The sequence below is a fragment of the Cupriavidus sp. 8B genome (assembly GCF_054589115.1).
Genome location: NZ_BAAILO010000131.1, coordinates 1 through 1,090 on the forward strand (window position 1 = coordinate 1; position 1,090 = coordinate 1,090).

A 1,090-nucleotide genomic window follows, 5' to 3' on the forward strand; every position below is an offset into this window, starting at 1 on the left:
AGTCGAGGATCTTTGCCACGACGCCGGCGCCGACGGTACGACCGCCTTCACGGATGGCGAAACGCAGGCCTTCTTCCATGGCGATCGGGGCAATCAGCTTGACCGTGATCGACACGTTGTCACCCGGCATGACCATTTCCTTGTCCTTCGGCAGCTCGATCGAGCCAGTCACGTCGGTCGTACGGAAGTAGAACTGCGGGCGGTAGTTGTTGAAGAACGGGGTGTGACGGCCGCCTTCGTCCTTCGACAAGATGTAGACCTCGCCGGTGAAGTGCGTGTGCGGCTTGATCGAACCCGGCTTGCACAGCACTTGGCCGCGCTCGACGTCTTCGCGCTTCGTGCCGCGCAGCAGCAGACCCACGTTATCGCCAGCTTGACCTTGGTCCAGCAGCTTGCGGAACATTTCCACGCCGGTGCAGATGGTCTTGACCGTCGGCTTGATGCCCACGATTTCGATTTCTTCACCGACCTTGATGATGCCGCGCTCGATACGACCGGTCACAACCGTGCCACGGCCCGAGATCGAGAACACGTCTTCCACCGGCATCAGGAAGGTGCCGTCGATGGCACGTTCCGGCGTCGGGATGTAGGTGTCCAGCGTGTCGGCCAGGGCCAGGATCGCTTGCTCGCCCAGTTCGCCCTTGTCGCCTTCCAGTGCCAGCTTGGCCGAACCCTTGATGATCGGGGTGTCGTCGCCGGGGAATTCGTACTTGGACAAGAGCTCGCGCACTTCCATTTCGACCAGCTCGAGCAGCTCGGCGTCGTCGACCATGTCGCACTTGTTCAGGAACACGATGATGTAAGGCACGCCAACCTGGCGGGCCAGCAGGATGTGTTCGCGGGTCTGGGGCATGGGGCCGTCAGCGGCCGAGCACACCAGGATTGCGCCGTCCATCTGTGCGGCGCCCGTGATCATGTTCTTCACATAGTCAGCGTGGCCCGGGCAGTCAACGTGTGCGTAGTGGCGGTTAGCCGTTTCGTACTCGACGTGTGCGGTATTGATGGTAATACCGCGTGCCTTTTCTTCCGGCGCTGCGTCGATTTCGTCGTACTTCTTGGCCGAACCGCCAAACTTGGCTGCCAGCACCGT

At 61.3% G+C, this 1,090-nt stretch carries 1 protein-coding gene; it reads right to left on the minus strand.

The genetic code is table 11. From position 1 onward, the window contains the following. The coding region (tuf, locus tag ACYP5B_RS14190; RefSeq protein WP_459570140.1) for an elongation factor Tu at nt 1–1,090 on the minus strand (1,090 nt) is incomplete at both ends.